The sequence below is a fragment of the Brevundimonas subvibrioides genome (assembly GCF_027271155.1).
GTDB lineage: Bacteria > Pseudomonadota > Alphaproteobacteria > Caulobacterales > Caulobacteraceae > Brevundimonas > Brevundimonas subvibrioides_D.
This window is the reverse complement of the sequence record NZ_CP114542.1, coordinates 130,219-152,645: the sequence shown is the minus strand read 5'-3', so window position 1 is coordinate 152,645 and position 22,427 is coordinate 130,219. Positions and strand designations below refer to the sequence as shown.

The window sequence follows — 22,427 nt, the reverse complement described above, 5'->3', positions numbered from 1 at the left end:
TTCAGTCCCGGGTCGCGACCATCATGAAGTTGACGTCGGCGTCCGCGCTTTCGCTCCACCGGTCCGTCAATGGATTATAGACCAGACCGAACGGCCCGGTGACGGTCAGGGGTTCAGCCGACAGCATTCTCCGGATCTCGTCGGGCCTCGGGAACTGCCGCCAGTCGTGGGTCCCCGCCGGCACCCAGCGCAGGATGTATTCCGCCGCGATCTTGCCCAGCGCCAGGGACTTCAGCGTCCGGTTCAGGCTGGCCACGATCATGATGCCGCCGGGGGCCACCCGCCGCGAGCAGGCGCGCAGGAAGCTCTCGGGATCGGCGACGTGTTCGATGATCTCCAGCACCAGAACGACGTCGAACGGCCCCGCCCCCTCGGCCTCCATCTGTTCGACCGTGGCGGCGCGATAGGCGATGTCGAGCCCCTGTTCGTCCGCATGGGTCCGGGCAGTGCCGATGTTTTCGCTCGAGGCGTCGATCGCCGTGACGGTGAACCCCAGCCGCCGCATCGGCTCGGCGATCAGGCCGCCGCCGCACCCGATGTCGATCAGGCTCAGTCCCGCGAAGGCCTCCCGTCTGGACGGATCGCGGTGAAAGCGTTCGGCGACCCGGTCGCGGATGAAGGCGAGGCGGGCCGGATTGAACCGATGCAGGGGCGCGAACGGCCCGCGCGCATCCCACCATTCCGCCGCCTGGGCTGAAAAGCGCGCGACGTCGGCCGGGTCGATGCTGGCCCCCTCGGCGCGATTCGTGGCGATATCGGCAAAGTCTTGCCCCGTTTGGGGTTTGCGCCCGGACAAGGGGTCGTTAGAAGCGGCCATGGCGCAAGGGTGAACCCCTTTTGCGCCCGCCATGCAAGACGGGGATTTCCGCCACGATGACGCGGACACGATGACGACGCCGGTGTCCAGACGCCTGGTGATGAAGTTCGGTGGCACCTCCATGGGCGACCTGGAGCGCATCCGTCGTGCCGCGCGCATCGTCGCCGCCGAGGTCCGGGCCGGACATTCCGTCGCCGTCGTGGTGTCGGCCATGGCGGGCAAGACCAATGAGCTGGTGGCCTGGACGGACGGGGCGGGTGCGGCCGCCGCCGGCCTGCCGCTGTCGGACGATGAATACGATGTGGTCGTCGCCTCCGGCGAACAGGTCACCTCGGGCCTGCTGGCCATCACCCTGCGCAACATGGGCCTGAATGCCCGCAGCTGGATGGGCTGGCAGATCCCCATCCTGACCGACGAGGATCACGCCCGCGCCCGCATCGTCGACGTGCCGGGTGACGTCCTGGGGGCCGCGCTGGACGCCGGAGAGATCGCGGTGGTGCCGGGGTTCCAGGGCATTTCGCCGTCGGGCCGGATCACCACCCTGGGCCGCGGCGGATCGGACACCTCGGCGGTGGCGGTGGCGGCGGCCCTGGGCTGTCCGTGCGACATCTATACCGACGTGGACGGCGTCTATACGACCGATCCCCGCATCGAGAGCCGGGCCCGGCGGCTGGAAAAGGTCTCCTACGAGGAGATGCTGGAAATGGCCTCCCTGGGGGCCAAGGTGCTCCAGACCCGTTCGGTCGAGCTGGCCATGGCCAAACAGGTGCCTGTGCGCGTCCTGTCCAGCTTCATCGAACCCGACGAAAACGGCGTCCTGCCCGCCAAGTCCGGCACGCTCATCTGTGACGAGGAAGAAATCGTGGAAAAACGCATCGTGTCCGGCGTGACCATGAGCCGTGACGAGGCCCGGATCACCCTGCTGGGCCTGTCCGACCGGGTCGACGCCCCCGCCGACGTCTTCACCCGCCTGGCCGAGGCCAGCGTCAATGTCGACATGATCGTCCAGTCCCAGGCGCGGACCGAAGGCGCGGTCAACCTGACCTTCACCACCGGCCGCCGCGACGCGGCGCGCGCTGCCGACCTGATGCGTGCAGCCCAGACCGACATCGGCTTCGAGGAGATCCGCGTCGACGAGGACGTGGCCAAGGTCTCGGTCGTCGGCGTCGGCATGCGGAGCCATGCGGGCGTGGCCCAGACCATGTTCCGGGCGCTGGCCGACAAGGGCGTCAAGTTCCAGGCCATCTCGACCTCGGAGATCAAGATCAGCGTCCTGATCGACGCCGCCTATGCCGAACTGGCCGTCCGCGCCCTGCATTCGGCCTATGGGCTGGATGCTGTATAGCGTTGTCTGAATCCTCGCCCTATCTCGGGTGTGGACGGGAGACACCATGCCGGTAGCGGGCGGAACGATGACGAGGGGGCCACGCGTCCTCCTGCGCCAGATCCGCGAGGCCATGGCCGACGGCGGCCCGGCCCAGGGGCGTCTGGACGTCGTCGTCACCACCATCGCCCAGTCCATGGTGGCCGAGGTCTGCTCCATCTATCTGCGGCGGGCGTCGGGCGAGCTGGAGCTGTTCGCCACCCACGGCCTGAACCGCGACGCCGTCCACGCCACGCGGCTGAAGGCCGGCGAGGGTCTGGTGGGCGAGGTCGCGCGCATGGCCCAGCCGATCAGCCTGTCGGACGCGCCCAACCACCCCAGCTTCTCCTATCGGCCGGAAACGGGCGAGGATCCCTATCACGCCTTCCTCGGCGCGCCCCTGCTGCGCGGGGGCCGGGCCATCGGCGTGCTGGTCGTCCAGAACAAGTCCGAGCGCCGCTACGATCCCGACGAGGTTGAGGACATCCAGACCATCGCCATGGTGCTGGCCGAGACCGTGGCCAATGGCGAACTGCTGGCCCAGGAGGAATTGCGCGACATCGAGGTTGCGCCGCACCGGCCCGAGCGCATCAAGGGCCAGAGGTTCGCCGAAGGTCTGGCGTTCGGCCACGTCGTCCTGCACGAAGCCCCCCTGCCGCCCGAACGGCTGCTGGCCGAGAACCAGCAGGTCGAGGAAATCCGGCTGCGCGAAGGCTTGCTGACGCTCAAGGCCTCCATCGACGCCCTGCTGGACGGGGGTCAGGGCAAGCTGGCCGGCCAGTCGTTCGAGGTGCTGGAAACCTACCGGATGTTCGCCGACGACCGGGGCTGGAACCGGTCGCTGGAAGAGGCGGTGCGGGGCGGTCTGACGGCCGAGGCCGCCGTGGACCGGGTGCGCAACGAGCACCGCGCCCGCTTCGCCCAGGCGCGGGATCCCTACATCAAGGAACGCCTGCACGACTTCGAGGACCTGGCCAACCGGCTGCTGCGGGTGCTGGGGGGCGAGAATCCCGGACAGCGCGTCCTGCCCGACGACGCCATACTGGTGGCCCGGAACCTGGGCCCGGCCGACCTGCTGGAATATCCGCGCGACCGCATCCGCGGCCTTCTGATGGAGGAGGGGTCGGCGGCCAGCCATGCCGCCATCGTGGCGCGGGCGCTGCAGATCCCCTGCGTCGGTCGTCTGCAGGGCATCCGCGACCGGCTGAGCGAGGGCGATCTGGTCATCGTCGACGGCGAGACGGGGGAGGCGCATCTGCGCCCCCGCCCCGATATGCTGGAATCGGTCCAGTCGCGCATGGCCGTGCGCGATCAGCGTCAGGCCGAGTTCGCCAAGCTGCGCGACGTGCCCGCGATCACGGCCGACGGCACGCGAATCACCCTTCTGACCAATGCCGGTCTGGCGGTCGATCTGGAGAACCTGGACGCGACCGGGGCCGAGGGCATCGGCCTGTTCCGCACCGAGTTCCAGTTCATGGTGTCGGAGGAACTGCCGCGGCTGGACTCTCAGACCGCGCTTTACCGGCTGGTGCTGGACTCCGCGGGCGATCGGCCGGTGACCTTCCGCACCCTGGACATCGGGGGCGACAAGGTCCTGCCCTATATGGAGACCACCGAGCGGGAGGAGAATCCCGCCCTCGGCCGCCGCGCGATCCGCCTGGGTCTGGACCGGCCGTCCCTGCTGCGCCTGCAACTGCGCGCGCTGCTGGCGGCCGGGGCGGGGCGCGAGCTGCGGGTCATGTTCCCCATGATCGCGACCGTGGACGAGTTCCGCGCCGCGCGCGAGCTGGTCGACGTCGAATGCGAATGGGCGCGTCGGCGGGGACGTCCCTTGCCCGCGCGCCTGCGGGTCGGCGCCATGATCGAATGCCCCAGCCTGCTGTGGCATCTGGACGCACTGCTGCCGCTGACCGACTTCGTTTCGGTGGGGTCCAACGACCTTTTCCAGTACATGTATGCGGCGGACCGGACGAATCCGCTGGTGTCGGATCGCTACGACGCCCTGTCGCCTCCGGCCCTGCGCGCGCTCCAGTCCATCCAGAAGGCCTGTACCGAGACGGGCACGCCGGTGTCGGTCTGTGGAGAGCTGGCGGGCCGTCCGCTGGAAGCTTTCGCCTTGATTGCACTGGGATTCACGCGCCTGTCGGCCCCGGCCGGCGGGGTGGGTCCGGTGAAGCGGATGATCCTGTCGGCCGATCTGGTCGCGGCGCGGCGCGGCATGACCAATCTGCTGGGATCGTCGGCCGGTTCGATCCGCAACGAGATCGAAAGCCTGGCCCGGAAGTTGAACGTCGGTTTGTGAAGCGTCCCTGCCCGGGACGCCCGCATGCTTAACAAGACGTTGATACGGCAACCAAAATGGGTTATCCACAAGACGCTACGAGTGTGCCTCCGGGGGGAGGCGGTGACTGTCATACCGGCGTGGTAGGCGGTGACTGGTTGAGTACGGCGCCCGTTGTCAGGACGACGCCGAGTATGGGGCATGGCGTCATGGCGCTGGATGCGGGGACCGTCCCCGATGAGTTTCGGGCCCACCCCGACTGGAAGGACCCCGTGCCCTCCATCACTGAAGCAGCGACTCTGGGTTCCGGCCTGCGCAAGGCGCGCGAGCTGTCGGGCCGGTCCCTGGCCGAACTGGCCGCCGACACCCGGGTTCACGAACGTTATCTGCGCGCCCTGGAGGAGGACAACGTCTCCGCCCTGCCATCGCGGGTCTTCGCCATCGGCTATGTGCGCGCCTATGCCGGCGCGCTGGGCCTGGACGAACAGCTGGCCGTCGAACGCTACAAGCGCGAGACGCCGGATGCCTCGGTGGCGCTGCAGGCTCCGGTCGGCGTCGCCTTCGAGGATGTGAAGCGCTATTCGCCGCGCATCATCGGCACTGTCCTGATGCTGGCCGTGGCCGTCATCGGCTGGAACGTCTTCCAGCGGATCAGCCTGATGCAGGCGCCCCAGCCGTCCGACATCGCCGAGGTTCCGGAAAGCTGGTCGCTGGGCGACGTCCCCGGTCAGGACATCGTGCGGGTGGGCGCGCCGCTGGCCGCGCCGCCGGACCAGACCACCCCCGCCCTCTACATCACGCCGGGCCTCGAGGCCGAGCTGACGGGCATCGATCCCACGGACACGGCCGCCGTCGCCGCCGCGGCCGCCCGGAACGCTCCGCCCGTCCAGGCCGCCTTCAATCCGCGCGGGGCGATCTATGGGGCCGCCGCCAATGCCTCCCAGGTCGTGCTGCAGGCGAAGAAGGCCGGGGCGCTGGTGGTGCGCATGGCCGACGGACGGGTCCTGTTCGCCCGCCAGCTGGCCGCAGGCGAGGCCTGGCGCGCGCCAGCCGGTCTCTCAGCCGTGATCGACGTGTCCGATCCGGCCGCCTTCGACGTCTATCTGAATGGCGAGCTGGGTGGCCCCCTGACCGGTGTCCTGACGCCCCTGGCCCAGCTGAACGCCCGCGCCCAGACCCTGGCCCGGCAGACGGCCGTCCAGGTCCAGGTCGAGGCGACCGCCGCCCAGGCCGCCGCTGCCCGCGCCACCCTGGCCACACAGGCCAGCGTGACCGAGACCGTCGATCCGGCCGATCAGACCCTGTCCACCCCGGCCAATCCGGGCTGATCCGGCGCGTCCAAGCGCGTCATGGCCTTGTCGCCGCGACGGGCCTATATTGGACGCGTCATGAGCGACCATTCCCATATCCGACCCTGGCGCCATATCGAGCGTCGGAAGTGCCGCCAGATCATGGTCGGCAATGTCCCGGTCGGCGGCGACGCCCCGATCAGCGTCCAGTCGATGACCAACACCCTGACGTCGGACGCCAATGCGACGATCGGCCAGATCCGCGAGCTGGAAGAGGCCGGGGCGGACATCGTCCGCGTGTCCTGCCCCGACGAGGACTCCACCCGCGCCTTCCGCACCATTGCCCGCGAGGCGAGGGTGCCGCTCGTGGCCGACATCCATTTCCACTACAAACGCGGCATCGAGGCCGCAGAGGCCGGGGCCGCCTGCCTGCGAATCAATCCCGGCAATATCGGCAATGCGAGCCGCGTCCGTGACGTCATCCAGGCCGCCAAGGACCACGGCTGCTCCATGCGCATCGGCGTCAACGCCGGGTCGCTGGAAAAGGAACTGCTGGAGAAATACGGCGAGCCCTGCCCGGACGCCATGGTCGAGAGCGCGCTGAACCACGCCCGCATCCTGCAGGACCACGACTTTCACGAGTTCAAGATTTCGGTGAAGGCCTCCGACCCCTTCCTGACCGTCGCCGCCTATCAGCAGCTGGCGGAGGTCATCGACTGCCCGCTGCATCTGGGCGTCACCGAGGCCGGCCCCCTGCGCACCGGCACCATCAAGTCGGCCATCGGCATGGGGAACATGCTGTGGGCCGGGATCGGCGACACTATCCGGGTCAGCCTCGCCGCCGATCCGGTCGAGGAGATCAAGGTCGGCTTCGACATCCTGAAGTCGCTGGGTCTGCGCCACCGGGGCGTCAACATCATCGCCTGCCCGTCCTGTGCGCGTCAGGGCTTCAACGTCATCGAGACGGTCGGCATCCTCGAGGAAAAGCTGGCCCATATCTCGACGCCGATGTCGCTGTCGATCATCGGCTGCGTGGTCAACGGACCGGGCGAGGCCCTGTATACCGACATCGGCTTCACCGGCGGCGGGGCCGGGTCCGGCATGGTCTATCTGAACGGCAAGATCGCCCACAAACTGGCCAATGACGGCATGGTCGAGCACATCGTCGAGATGGTGGAGGCCAAGGCAGCCGAGCTGAACGCGGCGCGCGACGCGGCGGAGCTTCAGGCGGCGGAATAGCAGGCTCGTCAGGAGACTGGGTCACGGCCGAGGGCAAGCCCTCGACGACCCCGGATTATCGGTCTTCAAACTGCGCGATCTCGTTGAGAAGCTCGATCGGGTGCCCGGTGGATAAAGTGATGCCCGTGGAAGCGGCATGGAGCGGCTGATCTACAGGACGTCGGCCAACTGGAGCCCCTGCCAGGTGGCCAGCACCAGCAGCAGGCCGCCCACTGCATAGGTCAGCGCCCGATGCGGCACGATCCGGGTGATATAGCCTGCGAACGGAGCGGCCAGCAGGCCGCCGACCACCAGGCCGGTTACTGCCGCAGCGTGATTGGTCAGAGCCCCCGCATCCTTCCAGTGACCCGTCACAAGGGCCCAGACGAAGGTGGCGGAGATGGCCATGGTGACGAAGAACTCGGCGGTATTGGCCGTGCCGATGGCGCGGCGGGGCTCGGCACCCGCGCCCACGAGGGTCGAGGACACGGTCGGACCCCATCCGCCACCGCCGATGGCGTCGAAGAATCCGCCGATCACTCCCAGGGGGGCCATGATCCAGGCCGGGCGAATGCGCCGCGGGGGCGTGTTTCGTGTCGCGCGCCACAGGATATAGCCGCCCATCAGGGCGAGGTAGGCGATCACGAACGGCTTGATCACGTCGCCCTCGATCCCCGCCAGCACATAGGCTCCCAGGACGCCGCCGATCACGCCCGCGATGGCCAGCGGCACCAGCAGCCGCCATTCCACATTCCGGTGCCAGATGTGCGATCCGGCCGAAGCCGCCGTGGTGAACACTTCCGCCCCATGCACACTGGCCGATGCCGTCGCAGGCGGCACACCGAAGGCCAGCAGAACCGACGACGAAATCACGCCGTAGGCCATGCCCAGGGCACCATCGACTGCTTGGGCGAACAGGCCCACGACCAGAAACAGCAGAAACGTTTCCATTCAGCCCCCCAGACCCGCGCCGGGGGAGGCGCACGGACCGTCTAGTGCAGAGCTAGAGCGCGTTCGGTTTAGTTGGACGCATATCCGGCGTGCTTAAGGTAGTTGGCGCATTCTGATGGGCTGAAGCGGTCGAGGAGGCTGCCGATGCGTCGCCATGTGGCTTCGACTGTGCGCTCGTCGGCCTTTTTCAGAAGGGTCTTCAGCTTTGAAAAGACCTGTTCGATGGGATTGAGGTCGGGGCTGTAGGGCGGCAGGAAGATCAGGTGGGCCCCGGCTTTTCGGAGGGCCTGCCTGACGGCCTTGCCCTTGTGACTGCCGAGGTTGTCGAGCACGACGACGTCGCCGGGGCTGAGCGTGGGGATCAGGAACTGCTCGACCCAGGCTCGGAACGCATCGCCGTTGATCGGGCCGTCCAGCACCATAGGGGCCTCGATCCGATCGTGACGCAGGGCGGCGATGAAGGTCAGTGTGGTCCAGTGGCCATGCGGAACCCGGGCCACCAGTCGCTCGCCACGCCGGGCTCGGCCGTGGGTGCGGGTCATGTTGGTCTTGGCCCAGGTCTCGTCGATGAAGACCAGGCGACGCGGGTCAATCCGGTGTTGATGACGCTTCCACCGCGCCCGCTTTCGGGCCACGTCCGGACGGTCCTGTTCGGCGGCGTGCAGGGTTTTTTTTGAAGCTGAGCCCCTCGCGCTTGAGGAAGGCCCAGACCGACCAGTCGCCCGCCCTCACGCCACGATCCGACAGTTCAACCACCAGCGCCCGGATCGTCAGGTCCGGCTTTTCGGCCAACCGGGCCAGAAGCCAGTCCCGCTCGCGGTCCAGCACCGAGCGGCGATAGCCGCCCATCTGGCGAGGCAAGGGACGACCCTCGGACCGTGCCCGCGCCATCCATTTCACCGCCGCAGAGGCGCTGACACCGAACCGACGCGCCGCAGATCGCCGGCTCTCGCCCGCCTCAACGGCAGCCACCAGCCGCTCTCTCAAATCCATCGAACAGGGACGAGGCATCGGAGCTGGCCTCCCATCCAGCCCCAACCTTGAATCACGATCCGACCAAAAGGGGAATCCTTCGATTCCAACTAAGCCGACGACGCTCTAATGCACGTGCAGGCGAAGGGTAACGCCCCATGACGCCGATGTTATCCGCCGTGATGCTCCGGGCCCCGTGCATCGACAGGCTGCCCGCCGCGCGATAAGGCTCCGCCCCTTCGCCTTTCGAGATGTTCCGCCCTTGCATCTGCCCCAGTCCAAGCTCGATCAGGTCCTGGACCGCTTCCACCAGGTGGAGGCGCGCATGGGCGCGGCCAGTGACGGGCAGGAGATCGTGCGCCTGTCCAAGGAGCACGCCGAGATGAAGCCGGTGGCCGATGCGGTGCTGGCGCTCGCCCGGGCCAGGAAGGAGATCGAGGATCTGCAGGCCATGGCGGCCGATCCCGAGATGGCGGCCATGGTGGCCGATGAGCTGGACACGCTGAACGCCCGCCTGCCCGATATGGAGCGCGATGTCGCCCTGCTGCTGGCACCGCGCGATGCCGACGAGAACGCCTCGGCCGTGCTGGAAGTGCGGGCCGGTACCGGTGGAGACGAGGCGGCCCTGTTCGCCGGCGACCTGTTCCGCATGTATTCCCGCTATGCCTCCAACCGGGGCTGGAAGGTCGAGCTGGACTCGGCGACCGAGGGCGACGCGGGCGGCTACAAGGAGATCATCGCCACCGTCACGGGCGATGGCGTCTTCGGACGGCTGAAGTTCGAGAGCGGCGTTCACCGCGTCCAGCGGGTGCCGACGACCGAGGCGGGGGGGCGTATCCATACCTCGGCCGCGACCGTCGCCGTCCTGCCCGAGGTCGAGGACGTCGAGATCGAGATCCACGACAAGGACATCCGGATCGACACCTATCGGGCATCGGGTTCGGGCGGCCAGCACGTCAACAAGACCGACTCGGCCGTGCGGATCACCCACTTCCCGTCCGGCATCGTGGTGACGTCCTCGGAGAAGTCCCAGCACGTCAACCGCGACAAGGCGATGAAGAATCTGCGCGTGCGCCTGTACGACATGCAGCGCCAGATGAAGGACAGCGCCCGCTCCGATGCGCGCAAGTCCCAGGTTGGCTCGGGCGACCGGTCCGAACGCATCCGCACCTACAACTTCCCGCAGGGGCGGGTGACCGATCATCGCATAGGCCTGACCCTGCACAGCCTGCCGCAGATCCTGGAGGGCGATCTGGATGCCCTGCTGAACGCCCTGATCGCCGAGGATCAGGCCGCCCGCCTGTCCGATCTGGAAGCCGAATTCGCCTGACCTGACGGCCGCGACCACCGCGCCCTTGCCCGCCGCCGCCGCCCCGCGTAGAGCGCAAAGACATGTTCGGCCTCGCCAATCCCCAACGCTTCATGTCGTTCACCCGGCCGCTCGTGCCGGTGCTGTGGGTCGTGGCCGCGGGCCTGCTTCTGGTCGGCATCTGGCTGAGTTTCACCGCGCCGGGCGACTATCAGCAGGGCGACACGGTGCGGATCATGTTCGTCCATGTGCCGGCGTCGTCGCTGGGGCTGATGGCCTATTCGGCGCTGGGGATTTCCAGCTTTTTCGCCCTGGTGTTCCGTCATCCGCTGGCGGATGCGGCGGCGCGGGCGGCCGCCCTGCCGGGCGCGGCCTTCACCCTGCTGGCCCTCGTGACCGGATCGCTGTGGGGCCAGCCGATGTGGGGGACCTGGTGGGTCTGGGACGCGCGGCTGACCAGCGTGCTGGTCCTGTTCCTGTTCTACCTCGGATACATGGCCCTGCGTTCGGCGATCGACGACGAGGCGCGTGCGGCGCGGGCCGCCGCCATCCTGGGTCTGGTCGGGCTGATCAACCTGCCGATCGTGAAATTCTCGGTCGACTGGTGGAACACCCTGCACCAGCCCGCATCGCTGCTTCGGGCGGGCGGGTCGGCGCTGGCCCCGGTCTTTCTGGCGCCCCTGCTGACCATGATGGCGGCCTATGGGGCGCTGTTCCTCGCGGTCTGGCTGACCTCCATCCGCACCGAGATCGTGCGTCGCCGGGTGCAGTCGATCCGCGCGCGCATGGCGCTGGAGGCGTAGATGTTCGACCTGGACATGAGCCCCTATGCCGCCTTCGTCTGGCCTGCCTGGGGCATCAGCGTCGTGGTGCTGGGCGCGGTCGTCCTGCGCGCGGTCGTCGCGTCGCGCAAATGGAAGGCCGAGCTGAAGCGGCTGGAAGATCAGGCCACGGTCGAGTCATGAGCCGCTGGTTCTCCATCATCCCGCTGGTGGTCCTGGCCGCCCTGGCCGTGCTGTTCATCGGCTGGTCGCTGAAGCGCGATCCAGAGTTCAAGCCCGCCGCCCTGGTCGGCCGCACGGTGCCCGAGACGGTCCTGCCCATTCTGCAGGACGGCGTGCCGGGGCCCCAGAACGTCGACATCCGCACCGCCGGTGTCGGCAAGCCGATGATCGTCAACGTCTTCGCCAGCTGGTGCGCGCCCTGCCGGGTCGAGCATCCTCAGCTGCTGAAGCTGAAGGCCCAGGGCGTGGCCATCGTCGGTGTCGCCTACAAGGATGAGCCCGAGGCGACCCAGGCCTTCCTCGACGAGCTGGGCGATCCGTTCGCCATGGTGCTGGTCGATCAGGACGGCCGGGCGGGGCTGGAGATGGGGATTTCGGGCGTGCCCGAGAGCTTCGCGGTCAATGCCATGGGGCAGGTTGTGGCCAAATCGTCCGGGCCGCTGCTGACCGATGCCGACCTGAAACGGATGACCGACGCTCTGGTCGCCCCACCCCGACCGCTGCCGACGGCGACGTCGCGCTGAGCGATAGCGCTCCGGGATTTCCGTTAACCTTTTATCGACAGGATTCGTTAACCCTGTCGGCATGAGCACGATCCGTCCCGACCTGCCGTCTGCCTTGCCCACCGCTCCGACCGGACAGGGGGCGCAGATGCGCGCGGCCCAGGCGGCCTTCTTCCGCGCGGCGATGGGCGATGTTCAGGCGACGCCCCAGCAGACGCCTCAGCAACGGCCCACAGCGGCGGCGGCGGCGGAACCGGAAACGCCGCGCGCGCCCCGACCTGGCCAGCTGCTGGATATCCGGGTCTAGAGCGCGGGTTCGACGGCCTTTGCCTTCTTGGGCTTCCTGGCCTTCTTGTCGGGTTCGGCCGCCTTCCTGGCCGCCTTTTCTGCCTTCCGGGCTTCCTTCTGGGCCTTCTTCAGCGCCTTGATTTCGGCCTTCGCCTGTTCCGGCGCAGCGTCGGCCGAGGCGGCCAGTTCGCCGAGCAGTTCCAGGAAGCCGTCGCGCTTGGCCTTGGGCAACAGGCCCATGATCCGCCTGTCCGCGGCCTCGACCCTGGGCCGCGCGGCGTCCAGAAGGGCCTTGCCTTCGGCCGACAGGCTGACCGCCATGGCGCGGGCGTCCAGGCTGGAGCGTTCGCGGGCCAGCAGACCCCTGGTCGTCATGCGGGCGACCAGATCGGCCAGGGTCGAGCGGTCGATGCCGGTGGCCTTGACCAGATCGGTCTGGGTCAGGCCGGACTTGACCGACACGGCCTCCAGCACGGCGAACTGACGCTGGGTGGGCCCGTCAGTCCCGGCCTCTTCGGCATAGATATCGAGCGCCAGTTGCAGCACCCGGTGCATCAGATGGCTGGGCGAATCCGCCAGCGTGCCCGCCCGCCTCGCCTGTTTGCCGGACTTGACCATCGCACACATCCCTCTGCCGTATGCGGAGGGTTATCAGCGTCGCTTTACAGATTTATGGCGCTGATCCGCCGGGTGCCGGCGGGGCGCTTCATGGCGGCGCGCGCAGGCTGCCGGCCGGGGCGCACGGATCGTCTCTCGCCTCCGGTCAGGGCGCCGTGTCCGGGCGAGCCGGTGCCGAGGGATCGACCGGCCCGTCGTTGGCGCTGTCGGGGATCATGTTCTTCATGATCAGCGGCACCTGCGACAGGCCGAACACGGAGGAGGCGATCCACAGGACGCCGCGGAAGCTGACCCAGACGTCGGCCGGATCGACGCCGGTCATGCCGACGCGCGCCGCAATCCAGGCCACGAGCGTCTCTGACCGGATCAGCTCGTTGACGATGGCGACCGCCAGAAAATAAAGCCCGTACCGGAACGTCAGTGTCCGCCAGGCCGAATCGTTGATCGGCAGGACCGTGCCGAGCAGGGCCTTGAGCGGCTGTTTGCCCAGTTTCAGCCCGCCCAGAAGGGCCACGGCCAGCGATGCGTTCAGCACCGTGACCTTCACCTTGACCCAGATATCGTCATTGGTCAGCAGGGTCAGGACCCCGAACACCAGGGCGAACCCGCCGACCAGCAGCGGCATCAGGGCCAGTCGCTTCTCGACCATCAGGCCGACGACCACGGCCACGACCGAGCCCGCCACCAGACCCCAGGTCGCATGCACCAGGGCCTCGTCGCCGGGAAGGCCGCGCAGCCGGAAGACGACAAAGGTCAGTCCGAACGCCAGCAGGGCGCCGAAATCGACCAGCTGGCGCACCCAGGGCGGCGGGGCTGCGCGGTGGGGCTGTGCATCGGTCATCTAGTCTTCCAGTCCGACCAGCGAGCGCGAAAAGGCGCGGGCGTCGAAGGGTTGCAGGTCGTCGATCCCCTCGCCCACCCCGATCAGCTTGATCGGGGCGTCCGACGCCTGGGCCACCGGCACCAGCACCCCGCCGCGTGCCGTGCCGTCCAGCTTGGTCATGACCAGACCCGAGACGAAGGCTGTGCGGCCGAAGATCTGTTCCTGGGCCAGGGCGTTGCGGCCCACGGTGGCGTCCAGCACCAGCAGGGTCTCGTGCGGGGCGTCCGGATCGATCTTCTTCAGCACCCGCACGATCTTCAGCAGTTCGTCCATCAGGGCGGACTTGTTCTGCAGCCGACCGGCCGTGTCGATCAGGATGACGTCATAGTTCTCGGCCCGCGCCTTCGTATAGGCGTCGAACGCCAGCCCGGCGGGATCGGCACCGTCCCTGCGGCTCTCGAAATCGGCACCCGCCCGTTCGGCCCAGACCTTCAGCTGCTCGCGGGCGGCGGCACGGAAGGTGTCGCCGGCCACGATCATGACCCTGGCCCCCTTGCCCGTCAGGTCGGCCGCGATCTTGCCGAGCGTGGTGGTCTTGCCGGAGCCGTTCACGCCGACGAACAGCACGACATAGGGCTTGATGCCTTCCGACAGGGGATCGAACGTCGCCTGGCGCGGCAGCAGTTCTGCGGCGACCGCCTCGGCCAGGGCCTCCTTGACCTCGCGTTCGTCCGACACCTTGCCGAACCGCAGCTCGCGAAAGCGCGCGACGATCCGGTCGGTGGCGGCGGGGCCCAGATCGCTTTCCAGCAGATGCTCTTCCAGCCGGTCGAGCGCGGCCTCGCCCAGCGGCTCCCTGACGAAGGCGCCGACGACCGTCTCGGTCATCTGCTGGCTGGAGCGGGCCAGCCCGGCGCTGAGGCGCTGGAACCAGCCCTTCTTTGGCGTGTCGGTCATGGGCAAGGGCTTTAGCGGGGGGATGTGGGGGCGTCACTCCCCCTGAACTCAGGCCCTGCGACGGGCCTCAATCATTGTGTCATAGCCCAACGCATTGAAGGCAGCCGTTATCTGATCGGTTTTCGAGACATGATCAATGTCAAGCAGGCGATCCACCGTGGTCCGGGATGCGGCACCCATACGTCGAGACAGGTCTTCGACGTTGACGGATTCATGCAGCATGGCGTTATGCAAATGAACCTTGGCTTCAACGTTAAAACTCACCCGGGCTACAGCCTGACCCGGTGCCATCAAAACTCGACCGGCAGGCACTGTTTCGCCAGATGCGATGCGCGCAGCAATGGCCTCAAGCACCGCATTGGTTCCGTTCATGATGGCCGCGTCGCGCGTCTCTCCAAAACTGGTCACTTCCGGCAAATCCGGTGAAGTCACCAGAAAGCTGTCTCCATCTTCAGTGAGAGTGAGTGGATAGTGCGCCATCAGAGTCCAAGATCCTTCTTGATTTTCTGAACAAGGCCCTTGCCGAGTTCCTTTCCGCCACCGTGCATTGGCAGCTGACTGACCCGACCGTTAAGACGCACGGTGAGATGGCCGGAACCGCCCTTGTGCGAATGAAATGTCGCGCCCTGTGCGGACAGCCATTTCTTAAGTTCCTTGCTGTTCATTCGCATACAATGTTACACAGAAATGTGTAAGTCCACATAAATGTGGAGTTCGTCTCGATTGGATCTGGAAATGCCCGAGACCCACCCTTTCTTTTGCGGTCGCACCCATGGCTTCGTCCGGGTCGCGGCGGCGACGCCGGTGGTCCATATCGCCGACCCGGTGGCGAATGCGCAGGAACACGCGGCCCTGATCCGTCAGGCGGGCGAAGCGGGTTGCGACCTGATCGTCTTCCCGGAGCTGAGCTTGAGCGGCTACGCCATCGACGACCTGCACATGCAGGCGGCGCTGCTGGACGCGGTCGATGGCCAGATCGGCGAACTGGCCCGGATGGCGGGCGAGGCGGGCCTCGTTGCCGTGATCGGCGCGCCGGTGCGGCATGGCGATCGCCTGCTGAACGCCGCCGTCGTGCTGGCGGGCGGCGAGGTCACGGGCGTCGTGCCCAAGACCTATCTGCCGAACTACCGCGAATACTATGAGAAGCGCTGGTTCTCGTCCGGCGACGACATCGGGGCCGAAACGATCCGGATCGGCGGTCAGGACAGCTGGATCGGCACCCGGCTTTTGTTCGAGGCCGACGACCGGCCGGGCTTCGTCGTCGGCATCGAGCTCTGCGAGGACTTCTGGGCCCCCGTGCCGCCCTCGACGCGTCAGGCGCTGGCGGGCGCGCGCATCCTGTTGAACCTGTCGGCCTCCAACATCGTCATCGGCAAGGCGGACGAGCGGGCCATGCTGTGTTCCAGCCAGTCGGCGCGGACCCTGTCGGCCTATGTCTTCACCGCCTCCGGCTGGGGCGAGAGCACCACCGACCTGGCCTGGGACGGTCAGTCGACGATCCACGAACTGGGGGCGAAACTGGCGTCCGGCGAACGGTTCGCACTGGAAAGCCATCTGACCATCGCCGACGTCGACATCGAGCGGATCGGCCAGGACCGGCTGCGCAACGGCACCTTCGCCGACTGCGCCCGGCGGGAGCTGGACGAGGAGGGCTATATCCGGCTGGGCTTCCGGACCAGTCCCTCTCCCGGCGGGGGAGGATTACGCCGCCCGCTGGACCGCTTCCCCTTCGTCCCCGATGATCCTGCCCGTCTGGACCAGGACTGTTTCGAGGCCTTCAACATCCAGGTCCAGGGCCTGATGCGGCGGATGACCGCGACCGGAGCGGAAAAGCTCTGCATCGGCGTGTCAGGGGGTCTGGATTCGACCCAGGCCCTGCTGGTCGCCTGTCGCGCCTTCGACCAGCTGACGCTGCCGCGGACCAACATCCTGGGCTTCACCCTGCCCGGCTTCGCCACCTCGGACGGGACGAAGTCCAATGCCTGGGCCCTGATGACGGCGCTGGGCGTGACGGGGCAGGAGATCGATATCCGCCCCGCTGCGGAGCGGATGCTGGCCGACATCCACCACCCCTATGCGGACGGCCAGCCCGTCCACGACATCACCTTCGAGAACGTCCAGGCGGGGCTGAGGACCGACTATCTGTTCCGGCTGGCCAACCAGAACCGGGCCTTCGTGCTGGGGACCGGCGACCTGTCGGAACTGGCCCTGGGCTGGGCCACCTATGGCGTCGGCGACCATATGAGCCACTACAACGTCAACGGCGGCGTGGCGAAGACCCTGATCCGCCACCTGATCCGCTGGGTCGCCGAGCGCGAACCGGAGGGTGGGGCCTCCGACGTCCTGCATGCCATTCTGGATACCGAAATTTCTCCCGAACTGGTTCCGGCGGGTGCCGACGGACAGATCCAGTCGACGGAGGCTACGGTCGGCCCCTATGCGCTGAACGACTTCTTCCTGTTCCACATCACCCGCTACGGCATGAGCCCGTCGAAGGTCGCCTTTCTGGCCCATCAGGCCTGGGGCGATGCCACACGCGGCCACTGGCCCGCGAACACCCCTGATGCCGAACGGATCGCCTGTGACCTGCCGACCATCAAGGCCTGGCTGCGCAAATTCCTGATCCGCTTCTTCCAGACCAGCCAGTTCAAGCGCTCGGCCCTGCCCAACGGGCCCAAGGTCGTCACCGGCGGCTCCCTGTCGCCCCGCGGCGACTGGCGCGCGCCGTCGGACGGAAACGCGCGGGTCTGGCTGGACGAGCTGGACGCCAATGTCCCGGACTGAAAGCTTGCGCCCTCATTTCACAACCGTGATGGGGGTTGGCCTGCTATGTCTGGCCGGCTGCGTCGCTCGACATGACGAGCCATTCGACTCCTCGCGCTGGAAAAGCGCGGACCTCACGACACGAACGCGCGCCGACATGGTTGGTGACCTGCTGCGGAAACATCCGGTGGAAGGTCAAGGCGAAGATGCGATTCTGAATTTGTTGGGCACGCCGACGACAACCGACAAATGGCCAAAGAGCGAGATGGTCTATGTCCTCGGACCGGATTCTGGCATCGGAATCGACCATGAGTGGCTGCTCATCGAGCTGAACGCCAATCGCGTGGTCGAAAGCCATAGCATTGTTGAGGACTGAGTCGCAGATGACCGACACGCCCACAAAAGACTCAAACGGCAACGTCCTGTCCGACGGCGACAGCGTGACCCTGATCAAGGACCTGAAGGTCAAGGGCTCGGGCGGGGTGACGTTGAAACGGGGCACGATGGTCCGGAACATCCGCCTGACCGACGACACCGACGAGATCGAGGCCAATGTCGAGAAGGTGCGCGGGCTGGTGCTGAAAACCGAGTTCGTCCGGAAGGCCTGAGACAGACCTCAGGGAATATCCCGCAGGAATTCGAAGATCGCGGACCTGGCCTCGGGCTCGTCCAGCATGGGCGCGTGGCCGACGCCGGGAACCTCCGCATAGGCCATGTCCGGCGCGGCCTTCTGCATGCGGGCCGCGATGTCGGCTCCCAGCAGGTCCGAGGTCGCGCCCCTGATCAGCAGGGTGGGACGCTTCCTGGCCAGCCGACGGAAGTATGGCCACAGGTTCGGGGCCAGGGCCCTGGCGCCCGCCGCCCGGATCGGTGCGGCGATGTCGGGATCGTAGTCAAGGACCGGCGACCCTTCGGTCCCCTCGCGGAACGTCCTTCGCGCGAAGGCGTCCCAGTCGGCGTCTGAGTAGTGCGGCAGGGCGACGGCGTTGATCCGCTTTGCATAGGCGGCGGCGGCGGCCCAGGTCGGGGTCTCGACCGGCTGGCCGGAATAGGCGGCGATCCGGGCCAGACCTTCGGGCGACACCTGGGGGCCGATGTCGTTCAGGATGGCGGCGGCGACCACGCGGGTCTTCATCGCGGCCAGCGCCATGGTGATCAGCCCGCCCATGGAGGTGCCCAGGAAGACAGCGCGCTCCAGACCCGCCTGTTCGAGCAGGGCCAGCACATCGTTCGCATAGACCGGCGGCTGATAGGTCATGGGATCGGTGGCGCGGTCCGAGCGTCCCCGGCCCCGGACGTCCAGCGCCAGAACCCGTCGCCCGCCCCGCGCGATCAGGGGCGCGATGGCATCGAAATCGGCGCTGTTGCGGGTCAGGCCGTGGATGGCGATCACCGGCAGCCTGGCCGGACCATCGGCGCCCGGATAGTCCCGCGCGAACAGGCTGAGCCCGTCGGATGAGGTCCAGCGACGTTCGGAAAAGCCGGTCGGATCGGGCATGGGTTCGTCTTCCTGGCAGCGACGCCCCCGCGTCGGGGCGACAGTATTTCATCGGACGTGGAATTGCGATCAGCCGCCCAGCAGATCGCGGACGAATTGATCCAGATTGCCGCCCTCGAACAGGAACCCCGGCACACCGGCCCGGCGGGCCGCCTCCAGGTCGCTCTGTCGGTCGCCGATCAGGAACGACCGCGCCGGATCGATGTGGTGATCGGCGATCGCGCGCAGGATCATGCCGGGATTGGGCTTGCGGTCCGGGTGGTCCGGGTGCCGGTAGCGGGGATCCTGCGCCTCGGCATGGAACGGGCAGGCATAGACGGCGCCGATCCGGGCCCCCTTGCCGGCCAGGGACCGGACGAGCCCGTCGTTGAACCGGTTCATCCGGGCCTCGTCGAACAGGCCGCGCGCGACGCCGGACTGGTTGGTCACGATCACCGCCATATAGCCCAGGCCGTTCAGCCGACGCACCGCCTCGGCGGCGCCGGGGATCAGGACCAGATGCTCGTCCAGATGCGGATAGCCACTGTCCTCGATCAGGACGCCGTCGCGGTCCAGAAAGACCGCGGGGGCGCCGGGCTGGGGTTCGGTCAAGGCGAGGCGGCTCCGGATGCTGACGGGTCTCTGGATAGGAGCGACCGTTGCAAGGCGCAACGTGAAGTGACCCGGGCGTGTTTGGCGTTGGGGACCGACACGGGCTAGACCGCGCCCACCTTCGACGGCCGGGCCGTCCGCAAAGAGGCAATCCCCATGAGCATCGCCTTCATCGACCTTCAGGCCCAGCGCCGCCGTCTGGGCGGCAGGATCGAGGCCGCCATGATGGCCGCCGTCGAGAGCGGGGCCTATGTCATGGGCCCACCCGTGCGCGAGTTCGAAGCGGCGCTGGCGACCTTCGGCCAGGCGAAACACGCCCTGGGCTGCGCCAACGGGACCGAGGCGCTGGTCCTGCCGCTGATGGCCTGGAACATCCGGCCGGGCGACGCGGTGTTCGTGCCCAGCTTCACCTTCTGCGCCACCGCCGAGGTCGTGCCCTGGCTGGGCGCGACGCCGGTCTTCATCGACATCGACGCCAGGACCTACAACATGGATCCCGGCCATCTGGAGGCCGCGATCGAGGCGACGATCGCCGAAGGGAAGCTGCGGCCAAAGGTCGTCATCGCCGTCGACCTGTTCGGCCAGCCGGCCGACTATCCGGCGATCCGGGCGATCTGCGACAAACACGGTCTGAAGCTGATCTCGGATTCGGCCCAGGGTTTCGGCTGCACGATCAACGGCGACCATCCGCTGAAGTGGGCTGATGTGACCACGGCCAGCTTCTTCCCGGCCAAGCCGCTGGGCTGCTACGGCGATGGCGGGGCGGTACTGACCCATGACGACGACCTGGCCCAGGAGATGGATTCCTACCGCGTGCACGGCAAGGCGGTGGCCAAGGACCTGGTGGGCCGGACCTTCGAGCACGACACCAAATATCTGAACATGCGGGTCGGCATGAATTCGCGGCTGGACACGGTCCAGGCCGCCGTCCTGATCGAGAAGCTGAAGGTCTTCCCCGAGGAGATCGAATGGCGGAACCGCATTGCGGCCCGCTACAATGAGCTGCTGGCCCCCCATGTCACCGCCGTGCCCTTCGTGCCGGCCGGCAACGTCTCCAACTGGGCCCAGTACACGATCGAGCATCCGGACCGGGACGGCCTGGCCGCCCATCTGAAGGACCAGGGCGTGCCCTCGGCGGTCTACTATCCCATCCCGTGCCATCTGCAGCCGGCCTATGAGCATCACCCGCGCGGCCCGCAGGGTCTGCCCGTGACCGAGGCCAAAAAGGAAACGGTCATCAGCCTGCCGATGCACTCCGACCTCGACGAGGCGACCCAGGACCGGATCGTCGCCGCCGTCGCCAGCTACAAGGGTTGAGCCTCATGCCGAACCATCCCGTCCCCCTGAAGGTCGGCGTCGCCGGCGTCGGCGTCATGGGCCGCAACCATGCGCGGGTCCTGTCCGATATCCGCGACTTCGATGTGACCACCATCTTCGATATGGACGCGCTGACGGCGGAGGGCGTCGCCGGCCTGTATGGCGCGACCCCCGTCACGACGGCCCAGGCCTTCGTTGACGCCGGGCTGGACGCGGCCGTGGTCTCCACCCCCAACCGCACCCATGCCGACCTGTCGGTCGCCCTGCTGGAAAAGGGCGTCCACGTCCTTGTGGAGAAGCCGATCGCAGCGTCCGTGGCCGATGCCCGGCGCATGATCGACGCGGCCCGGGCGAACGACCGCGTGCTGATGGTCGGTCAGGTGGAGCGGTTCAATCCGGCGGTCGAGGCGGTCAAGCGCGCCATCGCCGACGAGAAGGTGATCTCCATCCAGATCACGCGCGTCGGCCCCTTCCCGCCGCGCATGGGCGAGGTCGGCGTGGTCATCGACCTGGCGGTGCACGACATCGACATCATCCGCCACCTGACGGGCTCCGAGGTCGCCGAGGTCCAGCCGCAGCTGGCCCGCACCCGCGCCGAGCGCGAGGACACGGCCCTGCTCCAGTTCCGCATGGACAATGGGGTGATCGCCCACATCACCACCAACTGGGTCACGCCCTACAAGGTCCGCACGCTGCAGGTCGCGACCCAGGGCAAGTTTGTCGTCGCCGACCTGATGACCCGCCAGGTGACCGAGTATTTCGGCCAGCAGCCGGACGGCAGCTATCAGACCCGCGCGGTGAACAGCTGGCCGAACGAGCCGCTGAAGAAGGAGCTGGAAAGCTTCGCCCACGCCATCCGCACCGGTGAGCCGCCTGCGGTGACGGGGGAGGACGGGCTGCGCAACCTCGAAGTGGCGCTGAGGTGCCTGGGGGAGGGGTAGGCGGGCGTGCCGATTCCGCTAAAGAGTCAACCGCGATTCTTGACTTTTCGCCAAGTTGGGGGTAGGATTTTCCGTAGTCTGAAACTGGGCACAACCTAGAAGTAGGACCGCACCGGGGAGGTAGTTTGCGCTGCCTCCCCCTTCCAATTACAGCATCACAATACCGAACCCGTTGGCGTAGCTCGCTCGGCGGTTGAGAACCGGTTGCAGTCTGTTGAAATAGGTTTGCGCGCCTTTGCGGCGAACGTAGCTGCATGGAGCATACTTCTGCTGAAGGAAGTAAGCGACTACATCGCATGCTTGTATGAAATAGCTCTCAACCGAGTCTTTGCTATGGGGGTCTTCGATCACTCGTAGCATGGGGATATTTCTAGCTGGCCCACCCTGCATGCTCGGGATGGGATTGTGAACAGCCATCCTCCGCACCAATCGGGTGAGACGCCGACCATCCGTACTATCCGATATGATCATGCCCTTGTCGGACTTATGACCGCCAGGGAAGTTTCCGTAGCCGATGGTATTGTCGAACCGTTGAAACAGAGCCTGCCACGCAGTTTCAAAGACGTCATAGCCTGCTGGTTTGCCCTGCTTGTCGACAACCACATGGGTAAAGCTGATGTAGTTGAGTTTCGCCAGCTCATCCAATAGCTGACGCATGATCGCGAGCCGGACGTGTTTCTGCATCCCCAGAACGGGAGGGCTTCGGATGTAGTCCGACGCATGAATTTCGGTCCGAACCGGTAGGCCATGTACGGCCTTCATTGTCCTTCGGAACGCTACCAAATGAGCCAGCAGGTCACGCCATCTGCTTTCGTGAACGGTAAGCCCCGACAGCGCGAAGTATCGAGTCGGAGAATTCTGGAGCCCCGAGTCACCGCTCTCGTCCACGTACATCAGGTACACTTGAAGCCCCTTGGTAACGTT

Annotated in this window: 25 protein-coding genes; 14 read left to right on the top strand and 11 right to left on the bottom strand. The window is 67.1% G+C overall.

What is annotated here, in order from left to right; all coding sequences use genetic code 11:
• Position 1: 1 nt before the first annotated feature.
• On the bottom strand, positions 2-817 hold the full coding sequence (ubiG, locus tag O3139_RS00815; protein ID WP_269514999.1) for a bifunctional 2-polyprenyl-6-hydroxyphenol methylase/3-demethylubiquinol 3-O-methyltransferase UbiG: 816 nt from the start codon (positions 815-817) through the stop codon (positions 2-4).
• Between the two features lie 70 nt (positions 818-887).
• Here ubiG and O3139_RS00810 point away from each other — a divergent pair, with 70 nt between their 5' ends.
• The 4 genes from O3139_RS00810 to ispG all read left to right on the top strand — a co-directional run bounded on the left by O3139_RS00810 (position 888) and on the right by ispG (position 6,989).
• Complete coding sequence (locus O3139_RS00810; RefSeq protein ID WP_269516507.1) at positions 888-2,162, top strand: aspartate kinase; 1,275 nt, start codon at positions 888-890, stop codon at positions 2,160-2,162.
• 67 nt (positions 2,163-2,229) lie between these two features.
• Positions 2,230-4,482 carry a phosphoenolpyruvate--protein phosphotransferase gene (gene ptsP, locus O3139_RS00805; protein WP_269514998.1) on the top strand — a complete coding sequence of 751 codons (2,253 nt, stop codon included), beginning with the start codon at positions 2,230-2,232 and terminating at the stop codon, positions 4,480-4,482.
• A gap of 173 nt (positions 4,483-4,655) precedes the next feature.
• Positions 4,656-5,789: a helix-turn-helix domain-containing protein gene (locus O3139_RS00800; RefSeq protein ID WP_269514997.1), complete on the top strand. Its 1,134-nt coding sequence runs from the start codon at positions 4,656-4,658 to the stop codon at positions 5,787-5,789.
• A gap of 60 nt (positions 5,790-5,849) precedes the next feature.
• Positions 5,850-6,989: a flavodoxin-dependent (E)-4-hydroxy-3-methylbut-2-enyl-diphosphate synthase gene (ispG, locus tag O3139_RS00795; protein WP_420022329.1), complete on the top strand. Its 1,140-nt coding sequence runs from the start codon at positions 5,850-5,852 to the stop codon at positions 6,987-6,989.
• 150 nt (positions 6,990-7,139) lie between these two features.
• Here ispG and O3139_RS00790 read toward each other — a convergent pair whose 3' ends face one another.
• Both O3139_RS00790 and O3139_RS00785 read right to left on the bottom strand, forming a co-directional pair.
• Positions 7,140-7,919 (bottom strand): sulfite exporter TauE/SafE family protein, encoded by a 780-nt coding sequence (locus O3139_RS00790; RefSeq protein ID WP_269514995.1) that lies wholly within the window; start codon positions 7,917-7,919, stop codon positions 7,140-7,142.
• Positions 7,920-7,987: 68 nt separating this feature from the next.
• Positions 7,988-8,930 (bottom strand): IS630 family transposase gene (locus O3139_RS00785; protein WP_420022311.1). Its coding sequence is split into 2 segments (ribosomal slippage): positions 7,988-8,593 and positions 8,595-8,930, totalling 942 coding nucleotides; the frame shifts between segments, so codons are not numbered across the junction.
• A 223-nt stretch (positions 8,931-9,153) separates the two neighbouring features.
• Between O3139_RS00785 and prfA the strand changes: the two genes are divergently transcribed.
• From prfA to O3139_RS00760, 5 genes are all read left to right on the top strand, one after another.
• Complete coding sequence (gene prfA, locus O3139_RS00780) at positions 9,154-10,221, top strand: peptide chain release factor 1 (RefSeq protein ID WP_269514994.1); 1,068 nt, start codon at positions 9,154-9,156, stop codon at positions 10,219-10,221.
• Between the two features lie 62 nt (positions 10,222-10,283).
• Positions 10,284-11,003 carry a heme ABC transporter permease CcmC gene (gene ccmC / locus O3139_RS00775; RefSeq protein WP_269514993.1) on the top strand — a complete coding sequence of 240 codons (720 nt, stop codon included), beginning with the start codon at positions 10,284-10,286 and terminating at the stop codon, positions 11,001-11,003.
• Positions 11,004-11,165, top strand: a complete 162-nt coding sequence (ccmD, locus tag O3139_RS00770) for a heme exporter protein CcmD (RefSeq protein WP_269514992.1) — start codon at positions 11,004-11,006, stop codon at positions 11,163-11,165. It abuts the gene before it with no gap.
• A complete protein-coding gene (locus O3139_RS00765) occupies positions 11,162-11,728 on the top strand; it encodes a DsbE family thiol:disulfide interchange protein (RefSeq protein ID WP_269514991.1) in 567 nt (188 codons plus the stop codon). The genes ccmD and O3139_RS00765 overlap by 4 nt, the downstream gene beginning before the upstream one ends.
• A 61-nt stretch (positions 11,729-11,789) precedes the next feature.
• On the top strand, positions 11,790-12,014 hold the full coding sequence (locus tag O3139_RS00760) for a hypothetical protein (protein ID WP_269514990.1): 225 nt from the start codon (positions 11,790-11,792) through the stop codon (positions 12,012-12,014).
• Here the strand turns inward: O3139_RS00760 and O3139_RS00755 are convergent.
• The 5 genes from O3139_RS00755 to O3139_RS00735 form a co-directional block, all read right to left on the bottom strand.
• Positions 12,011-12,613 carry a MarR family winged helix-turn-helix transcriptional regulator gene (locus tag O3139_RS00755; RefSeq protein WP_269514989.1) on the bottom strand — a complete coding sequence of 201 codons (603 nt, stop codon included), beginning with the start codon at positions 12,611-12,613 and terminating at the stop codon, positions 12,011-12,013. The two genes, O3139_RS00760 and O3139_RS00755, sit on opposite strands and share 4 nt — an antisense overlap.
• 145 nt (positions 12,614-12,758) lie before the next feature.
• Positions 12,759-13,454: an inner membrane-spanning protein YciB gene (locus tag O3139_RS00750; protein WP_269514988.1), complete on the bottom strand. Its 696-nt coding sequence runs from the start codon at positions 13,452-13,454 to the stop codon at positions 12,759-12,761.
• The gene (gene ftsY, locus O3139_RS00745; RefSeq protein ID WP_269514987.1) at positions 13,455-14,393 is read right to left on the bottom strand and encodes a signal recognition particle-docking protein FtsY; all 939 of its coding nucleotides are present in this window, start codon (positions 14,391-14,393) and stop codon (positions 13,455-13,457) included.
• A gap of 48 nt (positions 14,394-14,441) precedes the next feature.
• The gene (locus tag O3139_RS00740) at positions 14,442-14,873 is read right to left on the bottom strand and encodes a type II toxin-antitoxin system HicB family antitoxin (protein ID WP_269514986.1); all 432 of its coding nucleotides are present in this window, start codon (positions 14,871-14,873) and stop codon (positions 14,442-14,444) included.
• Positions 14,873-15,058, bottom strand: coding sequence for a type II toxin-antitoxin system HicA family toxin (locus O3139_RS00735; protein ID WP_269514985.1), 186 nt, complete (start codon positions 15,056-15,058; stop codon positions 14,873-14,875). The genes O3139_RS00740 and O3139_RS00735 overlap by 1 nt, the downstream gene beginning before the upstream one ends.
• A gap of 70 nt (positions 15,059-15,128) precedes the next feature.
• On the opposite strand from O3139_RS00735, the gene O3139_RS00730 reads away from it, so the two are divergent.
• Genes O3139_RS00730 through O3139_RS00720 form a run of 3 tightly spaced genes read left to right on the top strand, consistent with a single transcriptional unit; the run spans position 15,129 to position 17,764 of the window.
• Positions 15,129-17,177, top strand: coding sequence for an NAD(+) synthase (locus O3139_RS00730; protein ID WP_269514984.1), 2,049 nt, complete (start codon positions 15,129-15,131; stop codon positions 17,175-17,177).
• A gap of 4 nt (positions 17,178-17,181) precedes the next feature.
• On the top strand, positions 17,182-17,532 hold the full coding sequence (locus tag O3139_RS00725; protein WP_269514983.1) for a hypothetical protein: 351 nt from the start codon (positions 17,182-17,184) through the stop codon (positions 17,530-17,532).
• Positions 17,533-17,539: 7 nt separating this feature from the next.
• Positions 17,540-17,764: an alkylphosphonate utilization protein gene (locus tag O3139_RS00720; protein WP_269514982.1), complete on the top strand. Its 225-nt coding sequence runs from the start codon at positions 17,540-17,542 to the stop codon at positions 17,762-17,764.
• A gap of 8 nt (positions 17,765-17,772) precedes the next feature.
• Here O3139_RS00720 and O3139_RS00715 read toward each other — a convergent pair whose 3' ends face one another.
• Positions 17,773-18,654 carry an alpha/beta fold hydrolase gene (locus O3139_RS00715; RefSeq protein ID WP_269514981.1) on the bottom strand — a complete coding sequence of 294 codons (882 nt, stop codon included), beginning with the start codon at positions 18,652-18,654 and terminating at the stop codon, positions 17,773-17,775.
• Positions 18,655-18,723: 69 nt separating this feature from the next.
• The gene (locus O3139_RS00710; protein WP_269514980.1) at positions 18,724-19,245 is read right to left on the bottom strand and encodes a D-glycero-alpha-D-manno-heptose-1,7-bisphosphate 7-phosphatase; all 522 of its coding nucleotides are present in this window, start codon (positions 19,243-19,245) and stop codon (positions 18,724-18,726) included.
• A 156-nt stretch (positions 19,246-19,401) separates the two neighbouring features.
• Between O3139_RS00710 and O3139_RS00705 the strand changes: the two genes are divergently transcribed.
• Together O3139_RS00705 and O3139_RS00700 are read left to right on the top strand one after the other, a co-directional pair.
• Positions 19,402-20,562, top strand: coding sequence for a DegT/DnrJ/EryC1/StrS family aminotransferase (locus O3139_RS00705; protein ID WP_269514979.1), 1,161 nt, complete (start codon positions 19,402-19,404; stop codon positions 20,560-20,562).
• Positions 20,563-20,567: 5 nt separating this feature from the next.
• On the top strand, positions 20,568-21,503 hold the full coding sequence (locus tag O3139_RS00700; RefSeq protein ID WP_269514978.1) for a Gfo/Idh/MocA family protein: 936 nt from the start codon (positions 20,568-20,570) through the stop codon (positions 21,501-21,503).
• Positions 21,504-21,650: 147 nt separating this feature from the next.
• On the opposite strand, the gene O3139_RS00695 is transcribed toward O3139_RS00700, so the two are convergent.
• Positions 21,651-22,397, bottom strand: coding sequence for a DUF3800 domain-containing protein (locus O3139_RS00695; protein ID WP_269514977.1), 747 nt, complete (start codon positions 22,395-22,397; stop codon positions 21,651-21,653).
• Positions 22,398-22,427 lie beyond the last annotated feature (30 nt).

Bases quoted from the DNA above. Each gene is read 5' to 3' on its own strand.
- ubiG (WP_269514999.1), bottom strand. From the start codon at position 817: ATGGCCGCTTCTAACGACCCCTTGTCCGGGCGCAAACCCCAAACGGGG.
- O3139_RS00810 (WP_269516507.1), top strand. From the start codon at position 888: ATGACGACGCCGGTGTCCAGACGCCTGGTGATGAAGTTCGGTGGCACC.
- ptsP (WP_269514998.1), top strand. From the start codon at position 2,230: ATGACGAGGGGGCCACGCGTCCTCCTGCGCCAGATCCGCGAGGCCATG.
- O3139_RS00800 (WP_269514997.1), top strand. From the start codon at position 4,656: ATGGGGCATGGCGTCATGGCGCTGGATGCGGGGACCGTCCCCGATGAG.
- ispG (WP_420022329.1), top strand. From the start codon at position 5,850: ATGAGCGACCATTCCCATATCCGACCCTGGCGCCATATCGAGCGTCGG.
- O3139_RS00790 (WP_269514995.1), bottom strand. From the start codon at position 7,919: ATGGAAACGTTTCTGCTGTTTCTGGTCGTGGGCCTGTTCGCCCAAGCA.
- ccmC (WP_269514993.1), top strand. From the start codon at position 10,284: ATGTTCGGCCTCGCCAATCCCCAACGCTTCATGTCGTTCACCCGGCCG.
- ccmD (WP_269514992.1), top strand. From the start codon at position 11,004: ATGTTCGACCTGGACATGAGCCCCTATGCCGCCTTCGTCTGGCCTGCC.
- O3139_RS00765 (WP_269514991.1), top strand. From the start codon at position 11,162: ATGAGCCGCTGGTTCTCCATCATCCCGCTGGTGGTCCTGGCCGCCCTG.
- O3139_RS00760 (WP_269514990.1), top strand. From the start codon at position 11,790: ATGAGCACGATCCGTCCCGACCTGCCGTCTGCCTTGCCCACCGCTCCG.
- O3139_RS00755 (WP_269514989.1), bottom strand. From the start codon at position 12,613: ATGGTCAAGTCCGGCAAACAGGCGAGGCGGGCGGGCACGCTGGCGGAT.
- O3139_RS00750 (WP_269514988.1), bottom strand. From the start codon at position 13,454: ATGACCGATGCACAGCCCCACCGCGCAGCCCCGCCGCCCTGGGTGCGC.
- ftsY (WP_269514987.1), bottom strand. From the start codon at position 14,393: ATGACCGACACGCCAAAGAAGGGCTGGTTCCAGCGCCTCAGCGCCGGG.
- O3139_RS00740 (WP_269514986.1), bottom strand. From the start codon at position 14,873: ATGGCGCACTATCCACTCACTCTCACTGAAGATGGAGACAGCTTTCTG.
- O3139_RS00735 (WP_269514985.1), bottom strand. From the start codon at position 15,058: ATGAACAGCAAGGAACTTAAGAAATGGCTGTCCGCACAGGGCGCGACA.
- O3139_RS00730 (WP_269514984.1), top strand. From the start codon at position 15,129: ATGCCCGAGACCCACCCTTTCTTTTGCGGTCGCACCCATGGCTTCGTC.
- O3139_RS00720 (WP_269514982.1), top strand. From the start codon at position 17,540: ATGACCGACACGCCCACAAAAGACTCAAACGGCAACGTCCTGTCCGAC.
- O3139_RS00715 (WP_269514981.1), bottom strand. From the start codon at position 18,654: ATGCCCGATCCGACCGGCTTTTCCGAACGTCGCTGGACCTCATCCGAC.
- O3139_RS00705 (WP_269514979.1), top strand. From the start codon at position 19,402: ATGAGCATCGCCTTCATCGACCTTCAGGCCCAGCGCCGCCGTCTGGGC.
- O3139_RS00700 (WP_269514978.1), top strand. From the start codon at position 20,568: ATGCCGAACCATCCCGTCCCCCTGAAGGTCGGCGTCGCCGGCGTCGGC.
- O3139_RS00695 (WP_269514977.1), bottom strand. From the start codon at position 22,397: ATGTACGTGGACGAGAGCGGTGACTCGGGGCTCCAGAATTCTCCGACT.